Below are 25,987 nucleotides of genomic sequence, written 5' to 3' on the forward strand. Positions count from 1 at the left end.
CGAATGCTCCGGGGAATGCATTTCCGGGAACACCGGTTCGACACCGGCTCCGGTGTTCCGGCTGTCCGCCCTTTCCCCTTGAAAGGATCCCCCGAAAGGCTCCTCCAAAGGCCCCTCGAAGGTTCCTCGAAGATTCCCCCGAAAGGACCTTCGAAGGATTCCCCCGAAAGGTTCCCGAACGCGCGCGGAGGCGCCCGGCACCGGTTGCGGTGCCGGGCGCCTCCCGGATCGTGCGCGGTGCGGCTACGGCTCCTTGCGGAGCATCGCGTCCACCACCCGGGCGGAGGCCTTGCCGTCGTCCAGGTCGCAGTAAGCCTCGCGGAACGCGGCCGCCCGGTCCGCGTACTCGGCCGCGACCTCGTCCACCCGGCCGAGCACGGAGACGAGCTCCTCGGAGGTGGCCGGCATCGGGCCGGGCGCCTCGGCCTCGAAGTTCAGGCTGAAGCCGCGCAGGTTGTCCCGGTAGTGCTCCAGGTCGTAGGTGAAGAACACGATCGGCTTGCCGGTCGCGGCGAAGTCGAACACGCTCGCCGAGTAGTCCGTCACCAGCACGTCGGCGATCAGCAGCAGCTCCGCCATGTCGGGGTAGCTGCCGACGTCCCAGATGTAGCCGTTGCCGGCGCCCGGGATCTGGCCGCACATCAGGTGGTGCCGGCGCACCAGCAGCACCTGGTCGTCGCCGAGCGCGGCCTTGGCCGCCGCCAGGTCGATCCGCAGGTCGATCTGGTAGCCGTTCTGCGGCCGGCGCCGGTCCTCGCGCCAGGTCGGCGCGTACAGCACGACCTTCTTGCCCTCGGGCAGGCCGAGCCGCTCCCGGACCTGCTCGGCGGTCTTCTCCCGGTCGGACGCGAACAGCAGGTCGTTCCGCGGCGAACCGCTCTCCAGGATCTCGCCCTTGAAGTCGAAGGCGCGCCGCAGCACCGGGGCCGACCAGCGGTTGCCGGCCACCAGCAGGCTCCAGTTCGGGACCTCCCGGGCCAGGCTCTTGAGGTACTTGGAGTCGGTGAACCAGACCTTCTCGAAGTCGAAGCCGATCTGCTTCAGCGGGGTGCCGTGCCAGGTCTGGACGACCACCTGGTCGGGACGGCGGACGAAGAAGGCGGGCAGGTGGGTGCTGGCCACGACGTACTTGGCGGTGGCCAGCGCCTCGTACCACTCCGGGCTCCGGAAGCGCAGCGCCGTCGCGCTCTGCGGCAGCTCGGCCTGCATGTCGTCGTTGCCCCACAGGTGCTCCAGCGGCAGGCCGCGGCGGACCAGCTCCTCGTGGACGGCCCGGGGCGAGCCGGAGTACGTGCCGTACTTGCCGGTGTGGTAGAGCACCGTGTCGCGCACCGGCAGCCGCCGGGCGGCCGGGTAGTCCACGCTCTGCAGCTGGCGCTGGCGGTAGCCGGCCCGCTCCTCGGGCAGCAGCACCGAGTCCGACTCCAGCGACAGGCCGTCGTGGCTGCGGCGTTCCAGCAGTATCCGCTTGCCGCGGGACTCCACCACGACCGGCAGGACGTCGAAGCAGTCCGGGGTGACCAGCGCGGCAGCGTCCGGCAGGTCCGGCACCTGGACGCCGACCGGGCGGAAGACGACGTGCCAGGTGCCCCGGGAGAGCGGCACCCGGCCGGCGAAGGAGGCCGTCGGCACGGCGGGCAGCGCGGTGCGGAACCGGCCGTCCGAGATCTCCACCGGGTAGGCGTGCTCCTCCTCGCGCCACTCGTGACGGACCACCAGCTCCCAGCGGTGCGCGCCGGGCAGCGGGAACGAGCCGCTCAGCAGGAAGCCGTCGGCGCCGCGCGAGGACACCTCGTCCACCAGCGGCTGGAGCACCTGGTCGGAGAACTGGAGGTGCCCGTCGGGGGAGGGCTTGGAGTAGAGCGCCCGGCGCTCGGCGGCCGGGGCCTGCGGGTTCAGCGCCAGGTGCAGCCGCTCGGGCGCGTTGCGGTCGTCCCAGGCCAGCGGGACGGTGCTGCCGTCGGCCAGCAGCAGGGCGCCGTTCCAGTGGTCGCGGCTGCGCTCGGAGGCCACCGGGTCCAGCTCGGCCCAGGCCTCGCGGACGGCGGTCAGCTCGGCGACCGGGACGGCCGCGGTGAACGGCTGGAGCGAGCCGACCGGAGTGCCCAGCTCCAGCGGGAAGGTCACGTGGCGGTCCGACTCGGCGTGGGTGAGCCGCAGCCGCGCCCCGGCGAAGCTCGGGCCGGAGCGGGCCGCGCCCGAGACCTCCAGCCGGTCGCCCCGCGCGGCCAGACCGGTCACCCGGGCGCTGACCGTCTCCACCCGGAGGTAGAGGAAGTTGTCCCGGATCCACGGCACGATCCGCACGTCCGGCTCGACCCAGTGCGACGGGAGGAACAGCGCGCTGTCGCTCCACCCGGCCGAGACCCGGCCCTTGTAGACGCCGCCCTTGCCCGCGCCGGCCACCAGGACGCGCCAGTTGCCGTCCTTCCACTGGCCGCGGTGCCGGAGCTTCCGCGGGTCGATCGCCACGCTGAAGCCGGACCAGTCGCAGCTGTACAGGTCGTGCTGGCAGCTCGCGGTGGCCTCGGGGGCGTACGTCGTCTTCATCGGCACCGCGATGACCCGGCGGCCCTTGGCCTCGCGCAGCACCAGGGTGCGGACCATGTCGTGCTTGCCGGCCGCGCCCAGCTGCTCCGGGTAGGCGTGCCCGGTCAGCCGCAGCTTCCCGTCCTCCCAGGAGCTGCGGTACAGCCGGCTGCGGATGACCAGCGAGTTGTCCAGCTTGAGCACCCCGGCCGGCACGCTCTTGCGCCCGCCGCGCAGGAACGGGTAGTCGGCGTACGGGCGCAGCAGGCCGCGGGCCTGGACGCCGCCGCCGCTCTCGCGCTCGTAGGTGATCTGGTCGACCAGCTCGTCCATCCGGTCCGACAGGGTCAGGTGGAACTTCAGCCGCAGCGGCGCGCGCAGCCGGCTGACGTGGTCGGCGCCGATCGCCCGGAGCAGCCGGCCGACGTGCTGGAGGTAGGCGTCCCGGTACTCCTTGTCCCCCTCCACGAGGGACGAGAAGAACATCGGGATCTCCTCGACGAGGGTGTTCTCGTCGTAGGAGCGCAGGTACTCGGCGAAGCGCGGCTCGGTCTGCTTCATCAGCCAGGCGCGCACCAGCTCGACCGAGGCGACCCGGTCGATCAGGCCCTTGGGGTTGGTGCGCATCTGCGTGATCGACATCTCGCCGACCTCGCGCTCGCGCCAGTGGTAGATCGGCTCGGAGAGCACGTCCACGCTCTTGGCCAGGAAGTGGTGCGGCACGCTGACCGGCGCGTCCTCGTACAGGATGCCCTCGGGGTAGAGCAGGCCGGCCGCGTCGAAGAACGAGCGGCGGTACACCTTGTTCCACGCGGTGCGGTCGGTGACCAGCGCCGGGATCTCGGTGATGTGGGTCTTGAGCCTGGTCTCCTTGAACGGCTTCAGGTGGCCGCCGGACTGGTAGTAGCCCACGGCGCGGAAGCGCAGCACGTTGCCGGTGCAGAAGTCCGAGCCGGTCTCGTCCAGCGTGTTGATCATCAGCTCGTACGCGCTCGGCGGCATCGAGTCGTCGCTGTCCACGAAGCACAGGAACTCGGAGTCCGGGTCGATGTGCCGGATGCCGGTGTTGCGGGCCGCGCCGAGGCCCTTGTTCACCTGCCGGACCAGCCGGAACCGGGAGTCCTTCGCCGCGTACGCCTCGGCGAGCGCCGCGCTGCCGTCCTTCGAACCGTCGTCGACCATGACGCACTCGAAGTCCGTGAAGGTCTGGGCGGCGATCGAGTCGAGGCATTCGACGAGATAGCGCTCGACGTTGTAGATCGGGACGACGATGGAGAGGCGGGGAGCCATCGGCTACGCAGGCCTTTCTCTGGAGGAGCGTGGCAGCCCGTACGGGGCCTGGCCGCACTTGGATCGGTGCGTACGTGCGCCCCCGATCCTACCTCCGGGGACCTCGCCCACCCGGGGACCACTACGCTGGGTCCGTGTCCCGTTTCAGCGTGATCGTCCCCGTGTACCAGGTCCAGGACTACCTCTCCGAGTGCCTCGAATCGGTGCTCGCCCAGGACGGCCCGGACTTCGAACTGATCGCCGTGGACGACCGCTCCCCGGACCGCTGCGGCGCCATGCTGGACGAGGCCGCGGCCGCCGACGCCCGGGTCCGGGTGCTGCACCTGCCGGAGAACGTCGGCCTCGGCCGGGCCCGCAACGCCGGCCTGGAGGTCGCCACCGGGGACTACGTGATCTTCCTCGACAGCGACGACACCCTCACCCCCGGATTGCTGAAGGGCATCGACGAGCGGCTCACCGCCACGGGTGAACCGGACATCCTGGTTTACGACTACGCCCGCACCTACGCCGACGGCCGGATCACCCGCGCCGCCTCCGCGCACGTCTTCGGCGCCGCCTCCCCGGACGTCTTCGACCTCGACGCCCGCCCCGACCTGCTCGACCTGCTCCAGGTCGTCTGGAACAAGGCCTACCGCCGCGACTTCGTCACCGAGCAGCGGCTGGTCTTCCCGGCCGGCTACTACGAGGACACCCCCTGGACGTACCCGGCACTGCTCGCCGCCGCCCGGATCACCCTGCTCGACGAGGTCGGCGTGCACTACCGCCAGCGCCAGGAGGGCGGCAACATCCTGGCCACCGCCAGCCGCAAGCACTTCGACGTGTTCGCCCAGTACGACCTGGTCTTCGCCTTCCTCGACCGCCGCCCCGACCTGGAGCGCTGGCGCCCGGTCGTCTACGGCCGGATGCTGCACCACCTCAACACCGTGGTCTCCAAGCCCGGCCGGGTCCCGCCCGGCGACCGCCGCGAGTACTTCCGCCGGGCCGCCGAGCACTGCGCCCGGCTGCGGCCCGCCGGCTACCGGCCGCCGCCCGGCGTGGACGGCGTGCGCACCGAACTGCTCAGCCACGGCCGCTACGGGGCCTACCAGGCCGTCCGCGCCCTCGCCAAGGCCCGCCGACTCGTCAAGCGGTAAGTACGGCCTGACACCCGTTCGGGGGACATGCCGGTATAACCGGTAGGTGGACTTCCTGACCCGTCTGCCGGTTGTCGGCCCGCTCGTGGCCCGGGTGCTGCGCAGCCGCCCGTACCGGGTGTACGAGTACTTCTCCGCCGCCCGGGGCAACCGGCTGGCCGGCGCCGTCACCTTCTTCGGCTTCCTCGCCCTGTTCCCGCTGCTCACGGTGGGCCTGGCGATCGCCGCCGCGGCGCTGAGCGACAGCCGGGTGCACGAGCTCCAGGAGCACATCGCCGACCAGCTGCCGGGGCTCTCGGACGCGCTCAACCTGCCCGCCCTGGTGTCCAACGCGGGCACCGTCGGACTGGTCGGCGGGGCGCTGCTGCTGATCTCCGGCCTCGGCTGGGTGGACACCATGCGCACCTCGATCCGGGACCTGTGGCAGCTGCCCCAGGAGGAGGGCAACCCGGTGCTGCGCAAGGCCTGGGACGTGGCGGTGCTGGCCGGCCTCGGCCTGGTGTCGCTGTTCTCGCTGGCCGCCTCCGCCACCGGGACCACACTGGCCGGCCGGATCGCCGACGCGACCGGCCTGGGCAGCGGATACCTGCTGACCACCGTCGGCGTGCTGATCGCCATAGCGTGCGACATGCTGCTCTTCGCCTACCTGCTGGCGCCCTTCCCCGGGATCACCGACCAGCGCCGCCGGGACCTCGTGCAGGGCGCGCTGATCGGCTCGGTCGGCTTCGAGCTGCTGAAGCTGCTGCTCGCCTCCTACCTGGGCTCGGTCGCCGGACGGAGCCTCTACGGGGCGTTCGCCACGCCCGTGGCGCTGCTGCTGTGGATCAACTTCGTCTCCCGGCTGCTGATGTACTGCGTGGCCTGGACGGCGACGGCCGACCCGCGGGCCGCCCGGGAACGGACCAGGGCGCACGGTCGGACGCTGCTGGAGGCGGCCGACAAGGCGGAGGCGGCGGCCGAGGCGGACGCCGCGGAGCGGGCCGTCCGGGCCGGGAAGAAGAAGGAGGCGACGGGGAAGGGGAGCACCCGGCCCCAGGACTGAGACCGGGCCCTCCCACGGGCCGGCGCGGCGGCGGACCAGGCGGCGGACCAGGCGGGGATCGGCCGGGGATCAGCCGGGGGACCGGCCGGCGGAGCGGCGCCGTCGCAGCACCACCGCGCCGAACCCGGCCGCGGCCCCGGCGAGCACCACGGCCGACCAGCCGACCGGGCCGAACCAGCCGTTCCCGTCCGCCGCGGCGGACGCCGCGGGGGCGGCCGGGGCCGAGGGGTGCGGCGGTGGCGCGGGCGGGCCGTCGGTGCCGCCGGCCTGGCCGGCCGGCTCGGCGCCGCCGGGCGGCAGCTCGTCGACCAGCCTGCCGACCGGCTGGACCTTGCCGGCCGCGGCGAAGCCCCAGTCCAGCAGCGCGGCCGTCTCGTCGTACACCTTCTGGTAGCTCGCCGGGTGCATCACCGTCACCAGCAGGGTGCGGCCGCCGCGCTCGGCGGCGCCGACGAAGGTCGAGCCGGCGTTGGTGGTGGTGCCGTTCTTCACGCCGATCAGGCCCGGGTACTTGCCCAGCAGCCGGTCGGTGTTGGCGATCCCGAAGCTGCCGCGCTGGCCGGTCTTCCGGTCGACGGCGCCCGGGAACATCGCGTCCCGGGTGGCGCAGTACATCCGGAAGTCCGGGTTGCGCAGACCGGCCCGGGCCATCAGCGACAGGTCGTAGGCCGAGGAGACCTGGCCGTCCATGTCGTAGCCGTCCGGGGAGACCACCCTGGTGTCCCGCGCCTGGAGCGCTTCGGCGCGCGCCTGCATCTCGGCGACGGTCCGCTGGATCCCGCCGTTCATGTGCGCCAGGACGTGCACCGCGTCGTTGCCGGAACTCAGGAACACCCCGCGCCACAGGTCCTCGACCCGGTAGTCCAGGTCCTCCTTGATGCCGACCAGGCTGCTGCCGGGGCCGATCCCCTGGATCTCCTCGTCGGCCACCCGGTGCACCGCGTCGCGGTCGAACTTGGGCAGCACCGTGTCCGCGAAGAGGATCTTCAGGGTGCTCGCCGGGGGCAGCCGCAGATGCGGATTGCTGGCCGCCAGCACCTCCCCCGACGCCACGTCGGAGACCATCCAGGACCGGCCGGTGAGGTCGCCGGGCAGCGGCGGGGCGCCCGCCATCGGGGCGACCTGCACCCCCGGGAGCCCGAGCCGCTCGCCACCGATCGCGACCGACGGCGGCGGCTGCTGCGGGGCCGCGCCCGCCGGGGCGGCGAGCAGTACCGGCAGGGCCGCGGTGACCGCGGCGCACAGGCGCGCGAACGTGAGACGGGGTGTGGGCACCAGCAGACCGTACCCACTCACCGCTTCCGGCGCCCGCCCCCCGCAGCCCGTCCTCCGCAGGAGGGGCCCGCCGTACGCCGATCGGCGGCCCGCGCATACTGGGGACGCACACCGCCTTCACACGCCGAGGACCCCCATGAAGCTCAGCCGCCGCACCTCCTGGTTCCTGACCGCCTTCGGGGTCTGGTCGATCATCATCTGGACGACCTTCGTGAAGAACCTCTGGAAGGACTCCGGCGGCCAGGCGTTCACCGGCGGCGACCACTCCCAGCCCACCGCCTTCTTCTGGGTCCACCTCCTCCTCGCCGTCACCTCCTTCGCCCTCGGCATCGCCGTCGGCACCATCGGCGTCCGCGGCCTGCGCGCCACCCGCCGCACCCCGGCCACCGACTGACAATCCCGTTGCCGCTGTCGGTCCCCACTGGCAGGATCCTCACCGCTTTCACATGAAACCGGTCCGTTGGACACCAGGGGTGGGGAACCTTCATGACACTTCGACACGCCCGTCGCATCGGCGGGGCCACCGCGGCGGTGCTCGCCGCCGGTCTGCTCGCGGCGCCGGGTGCCGCCGCCGTTCCGGGGGAGGCGGTCACCGACCCGAAGGCGCTGCCCGCACCGGGCTTCGCCGCCACCGGCGTCCGCACCGACGCCTGCGACGACACCACCGCCCCCGGCTGGCTGGAGGTCGCGAACCCGGTGCTGACCGTCTCGGCCACCTCGCCACAGGTGCGCTTCAAGGTCTGGGACGACTCGACCCCGGAGCACGACAAGATCGTCGACACCGCCGTCGACGTCACCGGCGGTACCGCCCGGCTGGCCACCAGCGGCCTGGCGGACGGCCATTCCTACTCCTGGCAGACCTGGCCCGCGTACGACCCGGGCAGCGGCAAGCCCGCTCCGACCTGCCACTTCCGGGTCGACCTGACCCACCCGGGCCTGTCCGTCTCCTCCACCGACTTCCCGGAGACCGGCTCCGGCACCACCCCCGGCAAGTACGCCGGTGAGAACGGCGTCTTCACCCTCAAGGGCCTCGACGCCGCCCCGGCCGGCGGCCAGGCCTCCGGCGTGGCCTGCTACCAGTACGTGCTGAACGGCTCGCTCGGCGTCGGCTGGGACTGCGCCTCCGGGCACACCGTCAAGGCGGGCGCCGACGGCACCGCCCAGCTCACCCTCAAGCCCAAGGACTGGGGCACCAACCTCCTGACCGTCCAGGCCATGGACGACGCGGGCAACGTCGGCCAGCCCTCCACCTACGCCTTCTACGCGCCGTGGGACCCGCGCCCCAAGCCGGCCGTCCCCGGTGATGTCGACGGCGACGCCGTGCCGGACATCCTGCTCCCGGACGCCCAGGGCAACCTGCAGCTCATCAGCGCCGCCGCCGCGGACACCACTCCGAGCTCCATCGTCCCGGCCGCGCTCGCCCCGGCACACGCCGGCTGGCAGGACTACCAGGTGCTGCACCGGGGCTGGGCCAACATCCACGGACCCGGCGACGACCTGGTGGTGCGCCCCAAGGGCAACGGCGGGGGCCTGTACGTCTACGCCAACTGGAGCAAGGGCGACTTCAGCGACCGACTGCCCACTTTCGCGTGGAAGCCGTCCGACTGCCTCGATCCCGCGGGTGGGTCGATCGCCTGCCCCGAGGACTACGCCGCGGACTGGTCCGCTGCCGACCAGCTCGTCGCGGTCGGCGTCCGCACCGGCACCGAGCCGTCCCTGCCGACGCTCCTCTCGGTCGAGCACGGCAAGCTGTACGCCTTCATCGACACGGGCCGTGGCTACGGCTACGCCCAGCCCGTCGCCACCACCGGCGACTGGAGCGGCTACGAGCTGATCGCCCCGGGCGCGGACGCCTCCGGCAACCTCACCGTGTGGGCGCGCGAGCGGGCCACCGGCACCCTGCACGCCTACCCGGTCACCAGGACGTCCGACGATCTGCTGGACTTCTCCGCCCTCGCCGATCCCTCGGCGAACGTGGTCGCCACCGGCTTCACCACCGCCGCGTACCCGACCCTCGACAGTGCGGGCGACGGGGACGGGGACGGCAAGCCGGACCTGTGGGCCGTCACTCCCGACCGGCACCTGGTGACCTTCAGCGGCTGGTCCGCTCCGAAGGACCTCGGCGCGCTGCGTTAGAGCCCGGGAACGCCGGAGGCCCCCGCCCCGATCGGATGATCGGGGCGGGGGCCTCCGGGCTGTCAGGCGGGGATCAGAAGCGGCGGGTGACCAGGGCCCGCTTCACTTCCTGGATCGCCTTGGTGACCTCGATGCCGCGCGGGCAGGCCTCGGAGCAGTTGAAGGTGGTGCGGCAGCGCCACACGCCCTCACGGTCGTTGAGGATCTCCAGGCGCTGCTCGGCACCCTCGTCGCGCGAGTCGAAGATGAAGCGGTGCGCGTTGACGATGGCGGCCGGGCCGAAGTACTGGCCGTCGTTCCAGAACACCGGGCAGGACGACGTGCACGCGGCGCACAGGATGCACTTGGTGGTGTCGTCGAAGCGCTCGCGGTCCTCGGCGGACTGCAGGCGCTCGCGGGTCGGCTCGTTCCCCTTGGTGATGAGGAACGGCATGACGTCCTTGTACGCCTGGAAGAACGGGTCCATGTCCACGACCAGGTCCTTGAGGACCGTCAGGCCCTTGATGGCCTCGATCGTGATCGGCTTCTCCGGGTCGACGTCCTTGATCAGGGTCTTGCACGCCAGCCGGTTGCGGCCGTTGATCCGCATGGCGTCGGAGCCGCAGATGCCGTGCGCGCAGGAACGGCGGTAGGTGAGGGTGCCGTCCTGCTCCCACTTGATCTTGTTGAGCGCGTCCAGGACGCGCTCCTTCGGGTCCATCGTCAGCTGGTAGTCCACCCACACCGGGTCCGGGTGCTCCTCCGGGTTGAACCGGCGGATCCGGAAGGTGACGGTGATCGGCTGGACGGCGCCGGCTTCGACCGCGTCCAGAGCGGCCGAGTGCTTCTCCACGGTCGGAGTGCTCATCAGTACTTACGCTCCATCGGCTGGTAGCGGGTCGTGACGACCGGCTTGTAGTCGAGGCGGATGGAGGTGGTGCCGTCGGCGTCCACCTCCTGGTACGCCATGGTGTGCTGCATGAACTTCACGTCGTCACGGGTCGGGAAGTCCTCGCGGTAGTGGCCGCCGCGGGACTCCTCGCGGGCCAGCGCGGAGACGGCCAGAACCTCGGCCAGGTCGAGCAGGTTGCCGAGCTCGACGGCCTCCAGCAGGTCCGTGTTGTACCGGAAGCCCTTGTCCTGGATGGAGACGTTCTTGTAGCGCTCCTTCAGCGCGGCGATGTCCTCGACCGCCTGCTTCAGGGTGGCGCCGGTGCGGTAGACCATGGCGTTGGCGTCCATGGTCTCCTGCAGCTCCTTGCGGATCTGCCCCACGGACTCGGTGCCGGTGGACTCGCGCAGGCCGTCGACCAGCGCCTGCACCTTCTCCTCCGGGTTCTCCGGCAGCTCGACGAAGCCGTTCGCGTTGGCGTAGTCGGCGGCGGCGATGCCCGCGCGGCGGCCGAACACGTTGATGTCCAGCAGCGAGTTGGTGCCCAGGCGGTTGGCGCCGTGCACGGACACGCAGGCGACCTCGCCGGCCGCGTACAGGCCGGGGACGACGTCGGTGTTGTTGCGCAGGACCTCACCCTCGACGTTGGTCGGGATGCCGCCCATGGCGTAGTGCGCGGTGGGCTGGATCGGGATCGGGTCCGTGTAGGGCTCGATGCCGAGGTAGGTGCGCGCGAACTCGGTGATGTCCGGCAGCTTGGCGTCCAGCTGCTCCGGCGGCAGGTGGGTCAGGTCCAGGTAGACGTGGTCGCCGTCGGGACCGCAGCCGCGGCCCTCGCGGATCTCGGTGTAGATCGCGCGGGAGCAGACGTCACGGGACGCGAGGTCCTTCATGACGGGGGCGTAGCGCTCCATGAAGCGCTCGCCGTCCTTGTTGCGCAGGATGCCGCCCTCGCCGCGGGCGCCCTCGGTGAGCAGGATGCCCATGCGCCAGATGCCCGTCGGGTGGAACTGGAAGAACTCCATGTCCTCCAGCGGCAGGCCGCGGCGGTAGACCAGGGCCTGGCCGTCACCGGTGAGGGTGTGGGCGTTGGAGGAGACCTTGAAGAACTTGCCGGTGCCGCCGGAGGCGAACACGACCGACTTGGCCTGGAAGACGTGGATCTCGCCGGTGGCGAGCTCGTACGCGACGACGCCGGCCGTCTTGCCCTCGTTGATCAGCAGGTCGAGGACGTAGAACTCGTTGAAGAACTCGACGCCGTGCTTGACGCAGTTCTGGAACAGCGTCTGGAGGATCATGTGACCGGTGCGGTCGGCCGCGTAGCACGAGCGGCGGACCGGGGCCTCGCCGTGGTTGCGGGAGTGACCGCCGAAGCGGCGCTGGTCGATCCGGCCCTGCTCGGTGCGGGAGAAGGGCAGGCCCATCTTCTCCAGGTCGAGGACGGCGTCGATGGCCTCCTTGCACATGATCTCGGCGGCGTCCTGGTCGACCAGGTAGTCACCACCCTTGACCGTGTCGAAGGTGTGCCACTCCCAGTTGTCCTCCTCGACGTTGGCGAGGGCGGCGCACATGCCGCCCTGGGCCGCGCCGGTGTGGGACCGGGTGGGGTAGAGCTTGGTCAGGACGGCGGTGCGGCTGCGCTGCGTCGACTCGATGGCCGCGCGCATGCCAGCGCCGCCGGCGCCGACGATGACGGTGTCGTACTGGTGAATCTGCATGGGGGGTTAACTCGCCTCTGGCCTCTGCCGATGGTCGATGGTGCTCGCGGCTCAGATGTTGGGGTCGAAGGTGAAGATCACCAGGGTGCCCAGCAGCACGGTGAAGACCGTGGCGGTACCCATGAGTCCCTTGAGCCAGAGCCGGGTCGAGTCCTTCTCGGCGTAGTCGTTGATGACCTGACGCATGCCGTTGGCGCCGTGCAGCATGGCGAGCCAGAGCATCAGAAGGTCCCAGCCCTGCCAGAACGGCGAGGCCCAGCGGCCGGCCACGAAGGCGAAGCCGATCTTGGAGACGCCGCCGTCGAGCACCAGCATGATCAGCAGGTGGCCGAGGATCAGCACGACCAGGACGACACCGGACAGGCGCATGAAGAGCCAGGCCAGCATCTCGAAGTTGGTGCGGGTGCGACGCGGGGTCTTCTTGGTCCGCTGGCGCGGGGGCTCGATGACGAACGCGTCGGCCGGGTTGCCGGTGCCCAGTCCCTTGCCGGTGTGCGCCTGCTTGGAGGGGACGACGATGGCGTCGGAGATTTCCGTGGACATGTCTCGGCTCACTTCCCGAACCAGGAGATCAGCGTGTGCTGGAGGATCCCGTAGAAGGAACCGGCCATCAGGAGGACCCAGACGGCGACGACGCTCCAGAGCATCTGCTTCTGGTACTTCGGGCCCTTGGACCAGAAGTCCACCGCGACGACGCGCAGGCCGTTGAGGGCGTGGAACAGGATGGCGGCCACCAGGCCGTACTCCATCAGGTTCACGAGCGGAGTCTTGTACGTCTGGATGACGGTGTCGTAGGACTCCGGCGACACTCGCACGAGGGCGGTGTCGAGGACGTGGGCGAACAGGAAGAAGAAGATGAGGACGCCGGTGACTCGATGAGCCACCCAGCTCCACATGCCTTCCCGGCCGCGGTACAGCGTTCCAGCCGGCACGGAAAAACCCTCCGGAAGCGATTGGGGGCTCGGCCGGCTTCGGTGTCGGTCAGCCCGGCCGGGTACGGTCCACCGGCCGCCAGCATCCTATCGACGCCTTGTCGTGAACCGCCTCCGGGGGCCCCAGGTGTGATCAATCAGGCACTTCTGGCCTAGCGGGGCGGGAACCAAACCCGAGGTCATCACGATGGGTGACGGCATGCTCGCGCCCCGCGCCGGAGGGTGAGGGGCGCGGGGCGGGGCGGTCGGTGGTTCGGCGGTGGTTCGGATCGGGCGGTGCTTCGGCCTCACTCGTTCGGGCGGTTTCGCGGGTTGGTTCACCCTCGCGGGTGAGGGGAGTGCGTGATGCGTGCTCAGCGCGCCGCGGCCTCCGAGGGGGTGGCGACCAGGTGCTCCAGGCGGGTGAGGGCGATCCGGCGGAGTTCGTCGGCCGCGATCAGCCGCTCCTCGTCCGGGTCGTTGGCGAGGCGGGTGCGGATGGAGGAGAGCACGGTGTCGAGCATCTCCTCCGGGGCGACCCCTTCCAGGCAGACCACGAACACGTGGCCGAACCGGGCCTCGTACGCGGCGTGCGCCGCCCGCAGGGCGGTGTGCGCGGCCTGGCTTCCGGGAGCCCGCATGCCGAGCAGTGGCTGCGGCATCCAGCTCTCGTCGGCCAGTGCCTCGGCGAGGTCGGCCGGGCGCAGGTCGTAGGAGGCCTCGCTGGCCGCGGCCAGCAGGGACTCGATGTCGGGGTAGGGCCGGTGGGCGGTGAGTCGCAGGGCCCAGCGGTGGCTGCCGCAGCAGGCCAGTAGGGCCTCCTCGGCAGCGCCGGCGTCGGCTTCGTTGAAGCGGTGCAACCCGAGGAGGGTCGGCTCCGTCGTGACGTCGAGCCGCTGTGGCGGGATGTCGCTGGCCAGCGGGTCCTCCTCGTGAGGGCGGGAAGGTGCCGGTGGAGTGGGGTGGTGAACAGGTGGGATGGGGGCTGCCGAGGGGCGCGTTGGCGCCGGTCGACCTGCGCCTCAAAGGTAGTTGAGCGGTCATCAGTTGGGGAGGGCGCGCGCCGAATTCATCCGGACGAGCTATCAAGTTGTGACGTTGACACCTGTGCGTCAGCGCCGCCCTCCCCTTCCCGCGCGGCCGGCCGGCTCAGGCGCGGTGGACCTTGTGGTTGGCGGCCTGCGCCCGGGGGCGGACCACCAGCAGGTCGATGTTGACGTGCGAGGGCCGGGTGACCGCCCACGCCACGGTGTCCGCGATGTCCTCCGAGGTGAGCGGTTCGGCCACGCCCGCGTACACGGCGGCGGCCTTCTCCTCGTCGCCGCGGAAGCGGGTGACCGCGAAGCCCTCGGACTTCACCATGCCGGGCGCGATCTCGATCACCCGGATCGGCTCCCCGCACAGCTCCAGCCGCAGCGTGGCGGCGATGGTGTGCGCGGCGTGCTTGGCGGCGACGTACCCGCCGCCGCCCTCGTAGGCGGCCAGCGCGGCGGTCGAGGAGAGCACCAGCACGGTTCCGTCGCCGGTGGCCCGCAGGGCCGGCAGCAGGGCCTGGGTCACGTGCAGCACGCCGAGCACGTTCACCTCGTACATGGCCCGCCAGTCGGCCGGGTCCCCGTGTTCGACGGTCTCGGCGCCGATCGCGCCGCCGGCGTTGTTCACCAGGACGTCCACCCGGCCGACCGCGGCCGCGAAGGCGTCCACCGCGGCCCGGTCGGTGACGTCCAGGGTGACGGCCCGGGCCGAACCGCCCCGCTCGGCGATCTCCTTCGCCAGCGCCTCGACGCGGTCGGTGCGGCGGGCGGTCAGCACCACGTCGAAGCCCTCGGCGGCCAGTCGGCGGGCGGTCGCCGCGCCGATTCCGCTGCTGGCACCGGTGACCACGGCCACCTTCTGCTCGGTCATTGCCACTCCCTGGGGCTCGTCGGTCGTTCACCCGATCATCTCAACCGCGTCGCCGCCTCGGCGGGCCGGTCAGGGCCTACATTGCGAGGACCCCGCTCCCCAGCTCCGGAGGAGGCACCCCATGACCGCCGAGCCGCGCCGCGCCGAGTCGGGTTTCGCGATCGAGCCGCTGTACGGCCCCGGGTCCCTGGCCGGCTGGGACGCCGGCGCCCGGCTGGGCCGGCCGGGGGAGTACCCCTACACCCGGGGCGTCTATCCGACGATGTACACCGGCCGCCCCTGGACGATGCGCCAGTACGCGGGCTTCGGCACCGCCGCCGAGTCCAACACCCGCTACCGCCGGCTGATCGCGGGCGGCGGCACCGGCCTCTCGGTCGCCTTCGACCTGCCCACCCAGATGGGCTACGACTCGGACGCGCCGCTCGCCGCCGGGGAGGTCGGCAAGGTGGGCGTCGCGGTGGACAGCGTCGAGGACATGGCGGTGCTGTTCGACGGCATCCCGCTCGGCGGGGTGTCCACCTCGATGACCATCAACGCGCCCGCCGCCCTGCTCCTGCTCCTCTACCAACTGGTCGGCGAGGCCCAGGGGGTGGCGCCGGCGGCGCTCACCGGCACGGTCCAGAACGACGTGCTGAAGGAGTACATCGCCCGCGGCACCTACATCTTCCCGCCGCAGCCCTCGCTGCGGCTGGCCGCCGACGTGTTCCGGTACTGCCGGGCCGAGATCCCGCGCTGGAACACCATCTCCGTCTCCGGGTACCACATGGCCGAGGCCGGGGCCGATCCCGCGCAGGAGATCGCCTTCACACTGGCCAACGGCATCGCCTACGTCCGTACCGCGCTCGCCGCCGGGATGGCCGTGGACGACTTCGCCCCCCGGCTCTCCTTCTTCTTCGTGGCCCGGGTGACCCTGCTGGAGGAAGTGGCCAAGTTCCGGGCCGCACGCAGGATTTGGGCCAGAATCATGCGGGACGTGTTCGGCGCCCGGGACCCGCGTTCGCAGATGCTGCGCTTCCACGCCCAGACCGCGGGAGTGCAGCTCACCGCCCAGCAGCCCGAGGTCAACCTGGCCCGGGTCACCGTGCAGGCGCTCGCCGCGGTGCTCGGCGGCACCCAGTCGCTGCACACCAACGGCTTCGACGAGGCCATCGCGCTGCCCACCGAGAAGGCCGCCCGGCTCGCCCTGCGCACCCAGCAGGTGCTCGCGTACGAGACCGACGTGACCGCCACCGTCGACCCGTTCGCCGGCTCCTACGCCGTCGAGTCGCTCACCGACGAGGTGGAGGCCGCCGCGAGGGCGCTGATGGACCGGATCGAGGAGCAGGGCGGCGCGGTGGCCGCGATCGAACGCGGCTACCAGAAGGGCGAGATCGAGCGCACCGCCTACCGGCTCCAGCAGGAGACCGACTCCGGGGAGCGGACGGTGGTCGGGGTCAACCGCTTCCGGTCGGACACGGAGGAGCCGTACCAGCCGCTGCGGGTGGACCCGGCGATCGAGGAGCGGCAGGCGCGGCGGCTGGCCCGGCTGCGGGCCGAGCGCTCCGCCGGCGCCGTCACCCGGGCGCTGGACGCGCTGCGCCGTACGGCCGAGGGGGCGGACAACGTGCTCTACCCGATGAAGGAGGCGCTGGCCGCCCGGGCCACCGTCGGGGAGGTGTGCGACGCGCTGCGCGGGGTGTGGGGGACGTACGCCCCGGTGGAGCGCTTCTGACCTCGCGCTGAACGGCCGTCAACCCCCGGGTGTCGTCGAGGAGGTGGCGGCCGTGACCGCCGGCCGGGGGGATCGTTGCACAGGGCACGCAATCCGGGGAAGGCGGCTGAAACAAGATGTCATACCCACGTGTCCGGCCGGTATGCACCCATCCGGGGACTAATTTTCCGGAAGTCGGGCCAAATCCCCCCAACGGGCCTACGATTGGCGAGATGAACCGTCCTGAGCCCGCTCAGCCGGGCACCACTCTCGCCGTCGCACGCCCCGCCGCCGATCTGCGCGAGCGGGTCCGGGAGCTGGAGCCCGAGCTGATCGCCTTCCGCCGTGATCTGCACCGGCACCCGGAGCTGGGCCGCCAGGAGTTCCGAACCACCGGGCTGCTGTGCGACCGACTGGTGGCCGCCGGCCTCGAACCCCGGGTGCTGCCCGGCGGCACCGGCCTGCTCGTCGACATCGTTCCGCCCGGCACCACCCCGGGGACGGAGTTCCTGGCCTTCCGCGCCGACATCGACGCGCTGCCGATCGACGACGCCAAGACCGACGTGCCGTACCGCTCCACCGTCCCCGGCCGGGCCCACGCCTGCGGCCACGACGTGCACACCTCGGTGGTGCTGGGCACCGGCCTGGTGCTGGCCGAGGCCGTCCGCACCGGCGAGCTGCGCCGCCCCGTCCGGCTGGTGTTCCAGCCCGCCGAGGAGGTCATGCCGGGCGGCGCGCTGGACGTGATCAAGGCCGGCGGGATGGCCGGCGTCGGGCGGATCTTCGCGGTGCACTGTGACCCGAAGGTGGAGGTCGGCCGGATCGCCCTGCGGGTCGGGGCGATCACCTCGGCCTGCGACCGCCTGCTGCTGCACCTGGACGGCCCCGGCGGGCACACCGCCCGTCCGCACCTGACCACGGACCTGGTCACCGCGGTCGCCAAGATGGCCGCCGACCTCCCGGGCTCGCTGGCCCGCCGGATGGACCCGCGCTGGGGCGTCAGCCTGGTCTGGGGGCGGATCGCCTCCGGTTCCGCGCCCAACGTCATCCCGCAGCACGCCGAGTTGGAGGGCACCGTCCGCTGCCTGGAGCTGGACGGCTGGCGTGAGGCGCCGGACCTGCTGCACGAGCTGATCGCCAAGGTGTCCGAGACCTACCGGGCCAAGTGGACGCTGGACTACCACCGCGGGGTGCCGCCGGTGGTGAACGAGGCGGTCTCGGTCGCACGGCTGGACGAGGCGATGCACGCCCGCTTCGGCCGGGACGGCGCCGTGGTGGTGGAGGGGACCGAGCAGAGCCTGGGCGGCGAGGACTTCTCCTGGTACCTGGAGCACGCCCCGGGCGCCCTGGCCCGGCTGGGCGTCCGCGCCCCCGGCGACGCCACGGTGCGGGACCTGCACCAGGGCCGCTTCGACGTGGACGAGCGGGCGATCGGCGTCGGCGTGGAGCTGTTCTCGGCGCTCGCGCTGGAGGCGGACGGCAGCTGACGGCGGGTCCGGGGGCGGTGCGGCCGGCACGGAGCGGAATGGCGGGATCCGGTGTCGCGAAATGGTTCCGTAAACTGGCCGAACCGATCTCGGATCACCGTCCGCGCGGGGGATAGAGCCCCGGGAAGAACATCAGACCACGGTTTGATAACAACCCGTATGCTCCGGCACCCCGTAACACAACCGTGTTCTACGCGCGTTACGGTGGCGTCCGACCACGCTAAACGGTTGCGTGTAGAAGGAGATATCCCCTTGCGCCGTTCAATGAAGCTCGCCGCGGTTGTGCTCTCGGGTTCCCTGGGCATGGCCTCGCTCGCCGCTTGCGGCGCAAAGAGCACCGACTCCTCCTCCTCCTCCGCCTCGGGCGACGGCTCGCTCAAGGTCGGCATGGCCTACGACATCGGCGGCCGCGGCGACCAGTCGTTCAACGACTCCGCCGCCCGTGGCCTCGACCGGGCCAAGTCCGAGCTGGGCGTCTCCGTGACCGAGGCCGAGGCCAAGTCCGGCGAGGCCGAGGCCGACAAGGAGACCCGTCTCAAGAACCTGATCGACGCGGGTTACAAGACGATCATCGCGGTCGGCTTCGTCTACCAGCCGGCCGTCGACAAGGTCGCCAAGGACAACCCGGGCGTCAAGTTCGCGATCATCGACTCGAACGACAAGGACCAGCCGGCCAACGTCACCTCGCTGCTCTTCGCCGAGCAGGAGGGCTCGTACCTGGCCGGTGTCGCCGCCGCGAACAAGTCGAAGGCCAAGCACGTCGGCTTCATCGGCGGTGTGCAGTCCGAGCTGATCAAGAAGTTCGAGGCCGGTTACACCGCGGGCGTCAAGTCCGTCGACCCGAACATCACGGTCGAGACCACCTACCTGACCACCCCGCCGGACTTCACCGGCTTCGCCTCGCCCGACAAGGGCAAGGAGGCCGCCCAGGGTCAGCTCGACAAGGGCGCGGACGTCATCTACACCGCCGCCGGCTCCTCCGGCAACGGCGCCATCGAGGCCGTCGCCAACAAGCCGGGCGCCCTGGCCATCGGCGTCGACTCCGACCAGGCCAGCCAGCCGGCCCTGGCGAAGTACAAGAACAGCATCCTGACCTCGATGGTCAAGAACGTCGACAACGCGGTGTTCTCGTACATCCAGTCGGTCAAGCAGGGCCAGAGCCCGACCGGCATCAAGCTGTTCGACCTGAAGGCCGACGGTGTCTCGCTCGCCATCACCGGCGGCAAGATCGACGACATCCAGGACAAGCTGAAGGCCGCCTCCGACGCGATCAAGTCGGGCGCCACCACCATTCCGACCGCGCCGGTCAAGTAAGGACCGCGCGTCCCGGACACCGCAGCGCCTGCCGCCTGCCCGGCAGCGCGACGCATCCGGACAGTTCACGGGAGGGGCCCGGCAGGGTGCGCTCAACGCGTACCCCCGGGCCCCGTTCCGTCTCCCCGTTCCCCCTTGGCCCTCCGTGCGCAACGACGCGCCTCCAGACCACCAGGAGATCGCCATCACCGCATCCGACCCCGTCCCCCTGCGCAAGGACGGCACCCCCAGCGCGGGGACGGCGACACCGGCCGTCGAACTGCGCGGCATCACCAAGCGCTTCCCGGGTGTCGTGGCCAACCACGACATCAACCTCACCGTCCGCACCGGAACCGTGCACGCCCTGATGGGTGAGAACGGCGCCGGCAAGTCGACGCTGATGAAGATCCTCTACGGCATGCAGAAGCCGGACGAGGGCACCATCGCGATCAACGGCGAGCTGTGCGAGTTCAACACCCCCGGCGACGCCATCTCCCGCGGCGTCGGCATGGTGCACCAGCACTTCATGCTCGCCGACAACCTCACGGTGTGGGAGAACGTCGTCCTCGGCGGCGAGAAGCTCCACGGCATCGGCGCCAAGGCGAGGGCGAAGATCAGGGAGATCTCCGACCAGTACGGCCTGGGCGTGCGCCCGGACGCCCTGGTCGAGGACCTCGGCGTCGCCGACCGCCAGCGCGTCGAGATCCTCAAGGTGCTGTACCGCGGCGCCAAGATCCTGATCCTCGACGAGCCCACGGCCGTGCTCGTCCCGCAGGAGGTCGACGCGCTGTTCGACAACCTGCGCGAGCTCGTGTCCGAGGGCGTCACCGTCATCTTCATCTCGCACAAGCTGCACGAGGTGCTCGCGGTGGCCGACGCGATCAGCGTCATCCGGCGCGGCACCACGGTCGGCGACGCCGACCCGAAGGCCGTCACCGCCCGGCAGCTCGCCGAGCTGATGGTCGGCGCCGAGCTGCCCTCCCCGGAGAGCCGCGAGTCGACCGTCACCGACACCGTGATGCTGGACGTCGAGGGCCTGCGGATCGCCAAGACCGACGCCGAGGGCATCGAGCGCGTCGTCCTGGACGACATCTCGCTGCGCATCCACAAGGGCGAGATCCTCGGCATCGCCGGTGTCGAGGGCAACGGCCAGGCCGAGCTGGTCGAGGCCGTCATGGGGATGCTGCCGCTGAACGCCGGCGCCGTCACCCTGGACGGCAAGGACCTCTCCGGCACCCTGACCCGGGCCCGCCGCGAGGCCGGCATCGGCTACATCCCCGAGGACCGCCACAAGCACGGCCTGCTGCTGGAGGCCCCGCTCTGGGAGAACCGCATCCTCGGCCACGTCACCGAGGAGCCCAACTCCAAGGGCGTGCTGCTCGACCCGGCCGCCGCCCGTACGGACACCTGGCGGATCGTCGAGCAGTACGACGTCCGCACTCCCGGCATCGAGGTCACCGCGGCCTCGCTCTCCGGCGGCAACCAGCAGAAGCTGATCATCGGCCGCGAGATGAGCCACCAGCCCAAGCTGCTGATCGCCGCCCACCCCACCCGCGGTGTGGACGTCGGCGCGCAGGCGCAGATCTGGGAGCACATCCGGGTCGCCCAGCGGGCCGGTCTGGCCGTCCTGCTGATCTCCGCCGACCTGGACGAGCTGATCGGCCTGTCCGACACCATCCGGGTGATCTACCGCGGCCGCCTGGTCGCCGACGCCGACCCGGCCACCGTCACCGCCGAGGACCTCGGCACCGCGATGACCGGTGCCGCCAGCGGCCACCTGGAGTCCGAGCCGGAGGCCCTCGCCGAGGCGCAGGCCGTCGCGGCCGAGGGCACCGAGGCCGAGGCCGGGGACCAGCCCACCGACACCGCCGACGACCCGCAGGCGGGGGAGTAACCCATGACCAGTCCCAACCCCGCCGCCGCGAAGCCCGGCCTGGCCCAGCGGTTCAGCGGTGAGCGGATCGTGCTCGCGCTGGCCGCGCCGGTGCTCGCGGTCGTGCTCTCCGTCGCGATCTGTTCCGTCCTGCTGGCGACGTCGGGCAAGAACCCGTTCGACGCGTGGAACGTGATGATCACGTTCGCCACCAAGGCGGACGGCCAGGTGAACATCCTCAACCGCTCCACCACCTACTACCTGGCCGCCGCGGCCGCCGCGTTCGGGTTCCGGATGAACCTGTTCAACATCGGCGTCGAGGGCCAGTACAAGGTCGCGGCGCTGTTCGCGGCCTTCGTCGGCGCCAAGGTGGACCTGCCGGCCGTCATCCAGATCCCGCTGCTGCTGGTCACCGCCATGCTGGTCGGCGGTCTGTACGCGAGCATCGCCGGTCTGCTGAAGGTCTACCGCGGCGTCAGCGAGGTCATCTCGACCATCATGCTGAACTCGATCGCGGTCGCGATCATCGGTCTGCTGCTCGTCCCCGGCGTCTTCGCGCCGAAGACCAGCGGCACCACCAACTCGATCCAGACCGAGCGGATCTCCCAGTCCAGCCACTTCTTCGCGTTCGAGACGAACGGTGGAACCCTCTGGGGCTTCATCTTCGTCGCCGCCCTGGTCGGCGTGCTCTTCCAGGTCACCCTGACCCGCACCCGCTTCGGCTTCGACCTGCGCGCCACCGGCCGCTCGGAGTCCGCGGCGACCGCCTCGGGCGTCAACGTCAAGAAGATGGTCATCATCTCGATGGTGGTCTCCGGCGCGATCGCCGGTCTGATCGGCCTGCCCGAGCTGCTGCAGAACTCGTACTACTTCGGCCAGAGCTTCCAGCCCGGCCTGGGCTTCCTGGGCATCTCCATCGCCCTGCTCGGCCGGAACAGCCCGATCGGCATGGCCTTCGCGGCGCTGCTGTTCGCCTTCCTGGACGCCTCCGGCTCGCAGCTGCCGCTCAAGGGCGGCTTCCCGTTCGAGATCGTCGACGTCATGAAGGGCACCATCGTCATCTGCGTCGTCGTCGCGTACGAGCTGGTGCGCCGCTACGGCCTGAAGCGCCAGCAGCAGAAGGTCGGCGCCGAGCTCGCCGCCCAGGCCGCCGCGAACAGTGAGAAGAAGGAGGTGTCCGCATGAGTACGGCTACGGCTGCTCGTCCGAAGGCGTCGGGCGCACCCGCGAAGAAGCGCAAGCTGTCCTGGCCGGTGGTGCTCCTGCTGATCGCGGGCGCCCTGGTGCTGTTCTCCGCCGTGGGCATGGCCACCGGCAACCACGCGCTGACCTCCTCCGGTCAGGTCACCGCCGCGCTCAGCGCCGCCGTGCCGATCGGCATGGCCGGTCTGGGCGGTCTCTGGTCCGAGCGGGCCGGTGTGGTCAACATCGGTCTCGAAGGCATGATGGTCGCCGGCACCTTCTGCGGCGCCTGGGCGGGCTACCTGGTCAACCCGTGGGTCGGCCTGCTGGCCGGCATGCTGGGCGGGGCGCTCGGCGGCCTGCTGCACGCGCTCGTCACCGTCACCTTCGGCGTCGACCACATCGTCTCCGGCGTCGGCATCAACCTGCTGATCCCCGGCATCTGCGCGTACGTGAACCGGATCTACTACAAGGACTACGTCTCGGCCGGTGCCGGCCAGAACCAGTCCCCGCCGGCCGACCCGCTGCCGTACATCACCATCCCGGGCCTGTCCTCCTGGCTGAAGGACATCGAGACCCACCACTGGTTCTTCGTCTCGGACGTCGCGGGCGTGCTCGGCGGCCTGGTCACCAACATCTCGGTGGTCGTGCTGCTGGCCGGCGCGCTGATCGTGGTCAGCTACTTCGCGCTCTGGCGCACGGTGTTCGGCCTGCGGCTGCGCTCCTGCGGTGAGAACCCGACCGCCGCCGAGTCGCTGGGCGTCAACGTCTACAAGTACAAGTACCTCGCGGTCATCGCCTCCGGTGCCTTCGCCGGCCTCGGCGGCGCGTACCTCTCGCTGGTCGCGGCGCACTTCTACAAGGACGGCCAGACCCTCGGCCGCGGCTTCATCGGCCTCGCCGCGATGATCTTCGGCAACTGGATGCCCGGCGGCCTCGCCATGGGCGCCGGCCTGTTCGGCTTCACCGACAGCCTCCAGCTGCGCGACCCGGAGTCGGTGCACGTGCTGATCCTGACCGTGGGCATCGCGATGATCCTGCTCGCGCTCTGGCAGCTGTACCGCCGCAAGTACACCGCGACGGCGATCTCCTTCGTGGTGGCCGGCGGCCTGATCGCCTGGTACTCGCTCACCGACGAGGTGCAGCGCCCGCTGATCGTCGCCACGCCGTACCTGATCACCCTGGTGGTGCTCTCGCTGGCCTCGCAACGACTGCGGATGCCGAAGGCGGACGGCCAGATCTACCGCAAGGGCCAGGGCAAGTGACCGCCCCCGTTCCTCCGGCGGCGTCCGCGATCGACTGGGAGCCGCTGCGCGCGGCGGCGCGCGAGGCCATGGGTCACGCGTACGCGCCGTACAGCAGGTTCCCGGTCGGCGCGGCCGCCCTGGTGGACGACGGCCGGGTGATCACGGGCTGCAACGTGGAGAACGCCTCGTACGGGCTCGGGCTGTGCGCCGAGTGCGGGCTGGTGTCCGCGCTGCACGCCTCCGGCGGCGGCCGGCTGGTCGCCTTCACCTGCGTGGACGGAGCGGGCGAACTGCTGATGCCGTGCGGGCGCTGCCGCCAGCTGCTGTACGAGCACGGAGGGCCGGAGCTGCTGATCGAACTGCCCTCGGGCGTGAAGCCGATGAGCGAGGTCCTGCCCGACGCGTTCGGGCCGGAGCGGCTCTAGCATCCCTTTCTGTTACGCGCGTAGAGTGTCGCGAGTGGGCCGGAACCCGGTCATCTCGCGACACTCTTCGCTTTTGAAACCCTTTTTGGAGCACGCATGGACGCCATCTCCGTCATCAGGACCAAGCGCGATCGCGGAGAGCTGAGCGACGCTCAGATCGACTGGGTCATCGACGCCTACACCCGCGGTGAGGTCGCCGACGAGCAGATGTCCGCGCTGGCGATGGCGATCCTGCTGAACGGGATGCAGCCGCGCGAGATCAGCCGCTGGACCGACGCCATGATCCGCTCCGGCGTCCGGATGGACTTCTCCTCGCTGCCGCTGCCCACCAGCGACAAGCACTCCACCGGCGGCGTCGGCGACAAGATCACCCTGCCGCTCGCCCCGCTGGTCGCCGCCTGCGGCGCCGCCGTCCCGCAGCTGTCCGGCCGCGGCCTCGGCCACACCGGCGGCACCCTGGACAAGCTGGAGTCCATCCCCGGCTGGCGCGCCCTGCTCTCCAACGAGGAGATGATGGACGTCCTGGGCTCCGCCGGCGCGGTGATCTGCGCGGCGGGCGACGGCCTCGCGCCGGCCGACAAGAAGCTGTACGCGCTGCGCGACGTCACCGGTACCGTCGAGGCCATCCCGCTGATCGCCTCCTCGATCATGTCGAAGAAGATCGCCGAGGGCACCGGCGCGCTGGTCCTGGACGTCAAGGTCGGCTCCGGCGCGTTCATGAAGAACCTGGACGACGCCCGCGAACTCGCCCGCACCATGGTCGGCCTGGGCACCACCGCCGGGGTCAACACCGTCGCCCTGCTCACCGACATGTCCACCCCGCTCGGCCTCACCGCGGGCAACGCGCTGGAGGTCCGGGAGTCCCTGGAGGTGCTCGCGGGCGGCGGCCCGGCCGACGTCGTGGAGCTGACCCTCGCGCTCGCCCGCGAGATGCTCGCCGCGGCCGGCGTGCAGGGCAAGGACCCGGCGGACGCGCTGCGCGACGGCTCCGCGATGGACCACTGGCGCCGCATGATCGCCGCCCAGGGCGGCGACGTCGACGCCCCGCTCCCGGTCGCCCGCGAGCAGCACGTCATCCCGGCGCCCGCCTCCGGCGTGCTCACCGCCCTGGACGCCTACGCGATCGGCGTCTGCGCCTGGCGCCTGGGCGCCGGCCGCGCCCGCAAGGAGGACCCGGTCCAGGCCGGCGCCGGCGTCGAGATGCACGCCAAGCCCGGCGACACCGTGGTGGCCGGCCAGCCCCTGCTGACCCTGCACACCGACACCCCGGAGCGCTTCGACTACGCCGTCGAGGCCCTGGCCGGCGGCATCGAGGTCGCCCCGGCGGGCACGGCCTTCACCCCGAACCCGATCGTCCTCGACCGCATCGCCTGAAAGCCCTGAGGACTGCTCACGTACGCCGGGTCAGGCGTACGTGAGCAGACCGCCGGTGTCGAGCGTCCAGGGACCGACGGCGATCGTGTCCCCGAAGACGAACTTCTCCCGGGCTTCGTAACCGGGTTCCGAGTGCACGATGCCCGTTCCCGTGCGGGGATCGACGAGCAGGTAGAACGGGATCCCCATGGCCGAGTAGTCGTGGACCTTGTCGTGGTAGTCGTTCTCGGGGTTCGACTTGGAGACGACCTCCACGACGAGCAGCACCTCGTGCGGGAGGACCGCCCGCTGCTCGCCCTCCAAGGTCGCCTCGGGGAACACCATCAGGTCCGGGTTGCGCAGTCGGCCGAGCCCCGCGTCCTGGAGGTCCGCGCCGTGATAGGCGATGTGACCGGGGTGCGTGGCCGACAGCTGGGCGTTGAGCTGTCGGGAGAGGCGCAGCACGGCGAGTTCGTGGCGCTTCACGGGCGACATCATCATGACGATCTGACCGTCGGCGATCTCGATCTTCCCTATCCCGGGCACCTTCGGCAACTGATCCGCGATCTCGAGCAGCCTGGCGTACACAGCAGGATCGATGCTCATGCTCCGGAGTGTATCCGCGGC

21 protein-coding genes are annotated in these 25,987 nt (G+C 71.1%); 12 read left to right on the forward strand and 9 right to left on the reverse strand.

The window, feature by feature from the left end:
* Positions 1 to 243: 243 nt before the first annotated feature.
* A complete protein-coding gene (locus ACFWP2_RS04400) occupies positions 244 to 3,819 on the reverse strand; it encodes a CDP-glycerol glycerophosphotransferase family protein (protein ID WP_380448109.1) in 3,576 nt (1,191 codons plus the stop codon).
* A gap of 134 nt (positions 3,820 to 3,953) precedes the next feature.
* Here ACFWP2_RS04400 and ACFWP2_RS04405 point away from each other — a divergent pair, with 134 nt between their 5' ends.
* Together ACFWP2_RS04405 and ACFWP2_RS04410 are read left to right on the forward strand one after the other, a co-directional pair.
* Positions 3,954 to 4,952, forward strand: coding sequence for a glycosyltransferase family 2 protein (locus ACFWP2_RS04405; protein WP_380448111.1), 999 nt, complete (start codon positions 3,954 to 3,956; stop codon positions 4,950 to 4,952).
* Between the two features lie 46 nt (positions 4,953 to 4,998).
* Positions 4,999 to 5,994, forward strand: coding sequence for a YihY/virulence factor BrkB family protein (locus ACFWP2_RS04410; protein WP_380448113.1), 996 nt, complete (start codon positions 4,999 to 5,001; stop codon positions 5,992 to 5,994).
* A gap of 69 nt (positions 5,995 to 6,063) precedes the next feature.
* Here the strand turns inward: ACFWP2_RS04410 and ACFWP2_RS04415 are convergent, their stop codons facing one another.
* Positions 6,064 to 7,269, reverse strand: a complete 1,206-nt coding sequence (locus ACFWP2_RS04415) for a D-alanyl-D-alanine carboxypeptidase family protein (RefSeq protein ID WP_380448115.1) — start codon at positions 7,267 to 7,269, stop codon at positions 6,064 to 6,066.
* Between the two features lie 136 nt (positions 7,270 to 7,405).
* Between ACFWP2_RS04415 and ACFWP2_RS04420 the strand changes: the two genes are divergently transcribed.
* Complete coding sequence (locus ACFWP2_RS04420) at positions 7,406 to 7,663, forward strand: SCO4848 family membrane protein (RefSeq protein WP_380448117.1); 258 nt, start codon at positions 7,406 to 7,408, stop codon at positions 7,661 to 7,663.
* Between the two features lie 92 nt (positions 7,664 to 7,755).
* Positions 7,756 to 9,405 carry a hypothetical protein gene (locus ACFWP2_RS04425; protein WP_380448119.1) on the forward strand — a complete coding sequence of 550 codons (1,650 nt, stop codon included), beginning with the start codon at positions 7,756 to 7,758 and terminating at the stop codon, positions 9,403 to 9,405.
* A gap of 73 nt (positions 9,406 to 9,478) precedes the next feature.
* Here ACFWP2_RS04425 and ACFWP2_RS04430 read toward each other — a convergent pair whose 3' ends face one another.
* The 6 genes from ACFWP2_RS04430 to ACFWP2_RS04455 all read right to left on the reverse strand — a co-directional run bounded on the left by ACFWP2_RS04430 (position 9,479) and on the right by ACFWP2_RS04455 (position 14,810).
* On the reverse strand, positions 9,479 to 10,252 hold the full coding sequence (locus tag ACFWP2_RS04430; protein WP_316523749.1) for a succinate dehydrogenase iron-sulfur subunit: 774 nt from the start codon (positions 10,250 to 10,252) through the stop codon (positions 9,479 to 9,481).
* Positions 10,252 to 11,994 (reverse strand): succinate dehydrogenase flavoprotein subunit, encoded by a 1,743-nt coding sequence (gene sdhA, locus ACFWP2_RS04435; protein ID WP_380448122.1) that lies wholly within the window; start codon positions 11,992 to 11,994, stop codon positions 10,252 to 10,254. Before sdhA ends, ACFWP2_RS04430 begins: the two co-directional genes overlap by 1 nt.
* Positions 11,995 to 12,045: 51 nt before the next feature.
* Entirely contained in the window at positions 12,046 to 12,537 is a 492-nt protein-coding gene (sdhD, locus tag ACFWP2_RS04440) for a succinate dehydrogenase, hydrophobic membrane anchor protein (RefSeq protein ID WP_360352340.1), read from the reverse strand.
* Between the two features lie 8 nt (positions 12,538 to 12,545).
* On the reverse strand, positions 12,546 to 12,926 hold the full coding sequence (gene sdhC / locus ACFWP2_RS04445; RefSeq protein WP_380448124.1) for a succinate dehydrogenase, cytochrome b556 subunit: 381 nt from the start codon (positions 12,924 to 12,926) through the stop codon (positions 12,546 to 12,548).
* A gap of 353 nt (positions 12,927 to 13,279) precedes the next feature.
* Entirely contained in the window at positions 13,280 to 13,765 is a 486-nt protein-coding gene (locus ACFWP2_RS04450; RefSeq protein ID WP_380448126.1) for a 2-oxo-4-hydroxy-4-carboxy-5-ureidoimidazoline decarboxylase, read from the reverse strand.
* Positions 13,766 to 14,054: 289 nt separating this feature from the next.
* Entirely contained in the window at positions 14,055 to 14,810 is a 756-nt protein-coding gene (locus tag ACFWP2_RS04455) for an SDR family oxidoreductase (RefSeq protein ID WP_380448128.1), read from the reverse strand.
* A 121-nt stretch (positions 14,811 to 14,931) separates the two neighbouring features.
* Here ACFWP2_RS04455 and ACFWP2_RS04460 point away from each other — a divergent pair, with 121 nt between their 5' ends.
* The 8 genes from ACFWP2_RS04460 to ACFWP2_RS04495 all read left to right on the forward strand — a co-directional run bounded on the left by ACFWP2_RS04460 (position 14,932) and on the right by ACFWP2_RS04495 (position 25,381).
* Positions 14,932 to 16,521, forward strand: coding sequence for a methylmalonyl-CoA mutase (locus ACFWP2_RS04460; RefSeq protein WP_380448130.1), 1,590 nt, complete (start codon positions 14,932 to 14,934; stop codon positions 16,519 to 16,521).
* Between the two features lie 212 nt (positions 16,522 to 16,733).
* Complete coding sequence (locus tag ACFWP2_RS04465) at positions 16,734 to 17,987, forward strand: amidohydrolase (RefSeq protein ID WP_380448132.1); 1,254 nt, start codon at positions 16,734 to 16,736, stop codon at positions 17,985 to 17,987.
* Between the two features lie 252 nt (positions 17,988 to 18,239).
* A complete protein-coding gene (locus tag ACFWP2_RS04470) occupies positions 18,240 to 19,301 on the forward strand; it encodes a BMP family protein (protein WP_380448134.1) in 1,062 nt (353 codons plus the stop codon).
* 346 nt (positions 19,302 to 19,647) lie between these two features.
* Positions 19,648 to 21,174 carry an ABC transporter ATP-binding protein gene (locus tag ACFWP2_RS04475; protein WP_380448224.1) on the forward strand — a complete coding sequence of 509 codons (1,527 nt, stop codon included), beginning with the start codon at positions 19,648 to 19,650 and terminating at the stop codon, positions 21,172 to 21,174.
* A 3-nt stretch (positions 21,175 to 21,177) separates the two neighbouring features.
* Positions 21,178 to 22,338: an ABC transporter permease gene (locus tag ACFWP2_RS04480; protein WP_380448136.1), complete on the forward strand. Its 1,161-nt coding sequence runs from the start codon at positions 21,178 to 21,180 to the stop codon at positions 22,336 to 22,338.
* Complete coding sequence (locus tag ACFWP2_RS04485) at positions 22,335 to 23,600, forward strand: ABC transporter permease (protein WP_380448138.1); 1,266 nt, start codon at positions 22,335 to 22,337, stop codon at positions 23,598 to 23,600. Before ACFWP2_RS04480 ends, ACFWP2_RS04485 begins: the two co-directional genes overlap by 4 nt.
* Positions 23,597 to 24,007, forward strand: a complete 411-nt coding sequence (locus tag ACFWP2_RS04490; RefSeq protein ID WP_380448140.1) for a cytidine deaminase — start codon at positions 23,597 to 23,599, stop codon at positions 24,005 to 24,007. Before ACFWP2_RS04485 ends, ACFWP2_RS04490 begins: the two co-directional genes overlap by 4 nt.
* 96 nt (positions 24,008 to 24,103) lie before the next feature.
* Positions 24,104 to 25,381, forward strand: a complete 1,278-nt coding sequence (locus tag ACFWP2_RS04495; protein WP_380448142.1) for a thymidine phosphorylase — start codon at positions 24,104 to 24,106, stop codon at positions 25,379 to 25,381.
* A gap of 30 nt (positions 25,382 to 25,411) precedes the next feature.
* Here ACFWP2_RS04495 and ACFWP2_RS04500 read toward each other — a convergent pair whose 3' ends face one another.
* Positions 25,412 to 25,966 carry a Uma2 family endonuclease gene (locus ACFWP2_RS04500; RefSeq protein ID WP_380448144.1) on the reverse strand — a complete coding sequence of 185 codons (555 nt, stop codon included), beginning with the start codon at positions 25,964 to 25,966 and terminating at the stop codon, positions 25,412 to 25,414.
* Between the last annotated feature and the right edge of the window lie 21 nt (positions 25,967 to 25,987).

Source organism: Kitasatospora sp. NPDC058444, assembly GCF_042721415.1.
Classification (GTDB): Bacteria; Actinomycetota; Actinomycetes; order Streptomycetales; family Streptomycetaceae; genus Kitasatospora.

Bases quoted from the DNA above. Each gene is read 5' to 3' on its own strand.
- ACFWP2_RS04500 (WP_380448144.1), bottom strand. From the start codon at position 25,966: ATGAGCATCGATCCTGCTGTGTACGCCAGGCTGCTCGAGATCGCGGAT.
- ACFWP2_RS04465 (WP_380448132.1), top strand. From the start codon at position 16,734: ATGAACCGTCCTGAGCCCGCTCAGCCGGGCACCACTCTCGCCGTCGCA.
- ACFWP2_RS04460 (WP_380448130.1), top strand. From the start codon at position 14,932: ATGACCGCCGAGCCGCGCCGCGCCGAGTCGGGTTTCGCGATCGAGCCG.
- ACFWP2_RS04400 (WP_380448109.1), bottom strand. From the start codon at position 3,819: ATGGCTCCCCGCCTCTCCATCGTCGTCCCGATCTACAACGTCGAGCGC.
- ACFWP2_RS04475 (WP_380448224.1), top strand. From the start codon at position 19,648: ATGGGTGAGAACGGCGCCGGCAAGTCGACGCTGATGAAGATCCTCTAC.
- ACFWP2_RS04485 (WP_380448138.1), top strand. From the start codon at position 22,335: ATGAGTACGGCTACGGCTGCTCGTCCGAAGGCGTCGGGCGCACCCGCG.
- ACFWP2_RS04430 (WP_316523749.1), bottom strand. From the start codon at position 10,252: ATGAGCACTCCGACCGTGGAGAAGCACTCGGCCGCTCTGGACGCGGTC.
- ACFWP2_RS04455 (WP_380448128.1), bottom strand. From the start codon at position 14,810: ATGACCGAGCAGAAGGTGGCCGTGGTCACCGGTGCCAGCAGCGGAATC.
- ACFWP2_RS04425 (WP_380448119.1), top strand. From the start codon at position 7,756: ATGACACTTCGACACGCCCGTCGCATCGGCGGGGCCACCGCGGCGGTG.
- sdhD (WP_360352340.1), bottom strand. From the start codon at position 12,537: ATGTCCACGGAAATCTCCGACGCCATCGTCGTCCCCTCCAAGCAGGCG.
- sdhA (WP_380448122.1), bottom strand. From the start codon at position 11,994: ATGCAGATTCACCAGTACGACACCGTCATCGTCGGCGCCGGCGGCGCT.
- ACFWP2_RS04495 (WP_380448142.1), top strand. From the start codon at position 24,104: ATGGACGCCATCTCCGTCATCAGGACCAAGCGCGATCGCGGAGAGCTG.
- ACFWP2_RS04480 (WP_380448136.1), top strand. From the start codon at position 21,178: ATGACCAGTCCCAACCCCGCCGCCGCGAAGCCCGGCCTGGCCCAGCGG.
- ACFWP2_RS04420 (WP_380448117.1), top strand. From the start codon at position 7,406: ATGAAGCTCAGCCGCCGCACCTCCTGGTTCCTGACCGCCTTCGGGGTC.